Origin of the sequence: Sphingobium sp. Ant17, from assembly GCF_000588875.1 — a bacterium.
In the GTDB taxonomy this organism is placed as follows: Bacteria; Pseudomonadota; Alphaproteobacteria; order Sphingomonadales; family Sphingomonadaceae; genus Sphingobium.
The window spans coordinates 1-3,681 of record NZ_JEMV01000134.1 but is presented as its reverse complement, the minus strand read 5'-3'; the positions used below and the strand labels follow the sequence as shown (position 1 = coordinate 3,681).

Sequence of the window (3,681 nt, the reverse complement as noted above, 5' to 3'; positions counted from 1 at the left end):
GAACTGGACCCCGGCCTTCGCCGGGGAACACCATCCATGGGTCACCCTCATTATGTTCAGCTATGAAAGACGTTGGAGATAGCCGATGGCTACCATGAATATCTCCCTGCCCGATCCCATGCGCGACTATGTGCAGAACCGCATCGACAGTGGCCAATATGCCAGCGTCAGCGACTATGTGCGCGACCTGATCCGCCGCGATCAAAAACGCGACTGTGGACAAGGAACGCTGGCTGAAAGAACTGGATGCCTCGATCGACCAAAGCCTTCAGGAAATGAAAGCCGGTGGCGGCCATGATCTGGACGATGTGTGCGACGCGATCATTTCCGATATTCGACAAACCGCACACGGTAAAGCGCGCCAATGAAAGTCACGCTGTCCTCAAGGGCCAGACATGACCTTGAAGGCATCCGAAACTATATCGAGCAAGACAACCCTGCGCGCGCCATCTCCTTCGTGGACGAGTTGCGCGACATCATGAAGCGCCTTGCCGACATGCCGCGCGCCTTTCCGCTTGTCCCGCGTTACGAACATCACGGGATCAGACGACGATCCTACAAGCGCTATGGGATTCTCTATTCCGTCGAACCGGATCACATCTTCGTCCACCGGATCATCGGTCCGGGGCAGGATCACGACACTGCCTTGCAACTGACTTGAGGCGGATTGGATTTGCAGGGCGGCTTTAGTCGTGACTGACCGTTAAGAGTTAGTCGTGAACTGACCGTTAAGAGAATGTCCGGTTCGGGGCTGCAATGGAGGATTGGTGCCGTTCGCACTTAGTCGCCTGCCTCGCATCGCGCGAATTGCCTAGGATGCTCCCTGCGGCGTGGGCAACTCGCTGAAGAAACTAAGACGCATATCATCAAACGATCGGACTTCGAACGTCTCGGTTTCGTCCGGTAGAGCCGCAAGTGCGTCCTTCAGATAGCGTTCGCAGAATGCGACAACAAAGGAATATATCGCAGTGTTGAAGTTATTCGTCTGCGCGTGCGCATCGATCTGCATAAGCCGGAGAGCTTCGGCCCCGTCGCCTACCCCCGCTAGTTGCTTAAGTGCTTCATATTGCAGAATCTCCGTCGTGTAATAGAGCGTGTTGCCGATACAGCGATGAAGATAGTCGCCTAGGTCGTCCATAGGCGGAAGAGCTTCATAGGCGGATGCTACGATTTCTCGTAGGCTATGAAATGCAACGTTGTTTCGTACGTCAGATAGGAACGATTGCTTCCCTTTGCCTGGATTGAAGTAGGCGCGAAGGTTGCGAAGGGCAACACGCCCGTCCTCGCTCATATGCGGCTCATAGTCGGCCTTCAGCTTCTTCGAGAAGCCCGATAACACCTTCCACCCCTCGCACATGCGACCGGCGAGCATCCGCATAACGAGCATGGCGTAAGCGAGTTGCCCTGATTGACGATGCGTGGCGCGTCAGCAGGGTCGCTTTCAGTGATGACGGCGACCATCTTGTTCAGCATCTGCAACTCGTTGGCGAGCCCTGTACTCATTAGGAAGAAGTATCGATCGTCTTCGGGAACCGCGTCTAGATCGGCTTTCGAGTATTGTAGCGTATGCAGGGTGATGGACCGGCCCGTCATGCATCGCCTCGTCGGGGCAATTCCGCTGTCGTTGATATGTGATCTCCGGTTCGGAGAAATTCGGCCAATTCCTTTGACACCTTCACCATAAGCGGCTTGCAGCCCGTGATATTGATCATCGCGCGAATTGGCGCCCTGCCGATGATTGGGAATTTGCGGCCGAACATCTCGACACGTGAGACTTCACCGTTTGCCGCCTTCATGTCTGCGATCGGCGTATAGAAGCCTTGGTTGCGGCCCGGCTCTACGATGGTCAGCCCCGGTTGATGGTTCAGCATGATCGCGGTGTTCTGGATTGCGTAGCGAAATGCGAACGCCTGCGGACCGCGCGAAAACCATCCGGTGCGCCATCCTACGCTACCGACATGGAATGGCCGCACGCCGATGTTAAGAACGTCGATGCCAACGAAGTAAGTGCCGGGTGTCCCGTCGCCGATGAAACTGACTCGAATACCGGCGCTGCCCTTCGCCTTCATCGCCCGTTCTGACATAACAACCCATAACGACACGACAACTGCGGCGAATGTCGCGACCGCGCCAATTGCCTGCGCAATCGCGCCGAATGCGGTCCACCATGTCACAGCGTCTTCCGGGCTCATGCCGCATCTTACCACGCTAGGATCGCGGCGTCGATCTAACAGGGCGACCGCAGGCATCACATGGCCGCCCGTGCTACCCCATGCGGGTTCTTGCTGACGAAGAGGCAAGGTTCTGGTGAGAGCTACCGTTAGAACTGTCGCTCAGGAACAAGGAAGGTCCCAAGCCACGTCATAATTTAAATGTCCGCTTCCGAGAGCGAGAAAATCGGTGTCGAACGGCGACAAGTGGCGCAGAGCTGCCGAAATCCTGATAATACGCTGCCCGAAGCCATGGCTATAGCGTCCCGCACCATGCTCTGCCGTCGCCATGGCCACTGAATTTTTCGCCAATCACTGTCGGATTGAAAAAGCGTCTGACAACATGACAGGCAGGGTTACGCCACATCGGCAGCTCCATCTGCAGGCCCGTTTCAAACCAGTCGGACAGCAACCCGCCAAACACCCCTGTCCTACATCCCCCAACCTATGCCATGTTCGCCCGGCTCTTTCTCCCCGTCCGCCCCGCATCCCTCTCGCGCTCCCAAACACGCCGTCCTGCACTTCGCAAAAATTCGCCTATTGCGAAGTTCACGCCACCCGTCCGTCCCCCGCACAAACCCTCGGCCAGCGACGGTGTGAACTTCACATGATTTTGCAAAATTGCGGAGCGCGCCCCCCGGCCCGTCACCACCGCCCCCAAATCCCGAAAAATGTCCGGATCGATCTCCAGACTCGGCGCGAACGCCCCCGCCCCCGCCGCGCCTGTCTGCGCCCCCCCATCCCAAACGTCACCACGCTGCTGCCGACATCGCCCAGCACCAGCGGGTCGAGCATCAGCGCGGCGCTCAGCCGGTCGGTCGTCACCTCCGTCAACGTGCCAATCTGCGTCAGCGCAAACAGCTTTTGCGCAAAGGCATAAGGGAGCCGGATGCAGCCATGGCTGGCGGGGTAGCCCGGATTATGCCCCGCATGCAGCGCGATCCCGTCCCAGGTCAGCCGCTGCATGAAGGGCATCGGCGCATTGCTGTAGAGGTTGGAGCGGTGCCATTGCCGCTTTTGCAGGATGGGGAAGCTGCCGGTCGGCGTGGCTTTGTTTTTCGTCCCCGTCGACACGCTGGCCGCGCCGATCAACCGGTCGCCGCGATAGACATGGACCCGCTGCCGCGCGAGGCTGATGATCAAATAGAGCGGCCCGTCCGCGACGTCATCATCGGCCCAACGGAACGCACCGGGCCGGAGCGGCCCATCGGCGACCTGCGCCCACACGGACGGCACGGGAAGCAAGGCGCAACACAGGAGAATAAGCAGCCGGAAGAAAAGCATAAGCCTTTCTTAACCATAACCCCGCCCCGCGCCAGAAGAACGGCACGCGCTTCGTCGCATCGGTCCCGGCTTGGGACAGTGGGGACGAGGTTGGATCAGGAGAGTAAAAATGAACATTGATCCCGCGTTACCAAACCCCTCCCCCTTGAGGGGGAGGTTGGGTGGGGGTGTACCGSCGCCAGCGTGG

5 protein-coding genes are annotated in these 3,681 nt (G+C 58.5%); 2 read left to right on the top strand and 3 right to left on the bottom strand.

The features are described from left to right. Positions 1-215 precede the first annotated feature (215 nt). On the top strand, positions 216-368 hold the full coding sequence (locus BF95_RS29980) for a hypothetical protein (protein ID WP_161774428.1): 153 nt from the start codon (positions 216-218) through the stop codon (positions 366-368). Then, the gene (locus BF95_RS24585; protein WP_043155410.1) at positions 365-661 is read left to right on the top strand and encodes a type II toxin-antitoxin system RelE/ParE family toxin; all 297 of its coding nucleotides are present in this window, start codon (positions 365-367) and stop codon (positions 659-661) included. The genes BF95_RS29980 and BF95_RS24585 overlap by 4 nt, the downstream gene beginning before the upstream one ends. Before the next feature lie 150 nt (positions 662-811). On the opposite strand, the gene BF95_RS24580 is transcribed toward BF95_RS24585, so the two are convergent. The 3 genes from BF95_RS24580 to BF95_RS24570 form a co-directional block, all read right to left on the bottom strand. Next, positions 812-1,339, bottom strand: a complete 528-nt coding sequence (locus BF95_RS24580) for a hypothetical protein (protein WP_152542923.1) — start codon at positions 1,337-1,339, stop codon at positions 812-814. A gap of 250 nt (positions 1,340-1,589) precedes the next feature. Continuing rightward, positions 1,590-2,192: a hypothetical protein gene (locus BF95_RS24575; RefSeq protein WP_043155405.1), complete on the bottom strand. Its 603-nt coding sequence runs from the start codon at positions 2,190-2,192 to the stop codon at positions 1,590-1,592. A gap of 663 nt (positions 2,193-2,855) precedes the next feature. After that, on the bottom strand, positions 2,856-3,494 hold the full coding sequence (locus BF95_RS24570; RefSeq protein ID WP_200867064.1) for a L,D-transpeptidase family protein: 639 nt from the start codon (positions 3,492-3,494) through the stop codon (positions 2,856-2,858). Between the last annotated feature and the right edge of the window lie 187 nt (positions 3,495-3,681).

What these genes read in the sequence shown, in the direction of transcription:
- BF95_RS24585 (WP_043155410.1), top strand. Translation starts at nt 365, where the DNA reads ATGAAAGTCACGCTGTCCTCAAGGGCCAGACATGACCTTGAAGGCATC.
- BF95_RS24575 (WP_043155405.1), bottom strand. Translation starts at nt 2,192, where the DNA reads ATGAGCCCGGAAGACGCTGTGACATGGTGGACCGCATTCGGCGCGATT.
- BF95_RS24570 (WP_200867064.1), bottom strand. Translation starts at nt 3,494, where the DNA reads ATGCTTTTCTTCCGGCTGCTTATTCTCCTGTGTTGCGCCTTGCTTCCC.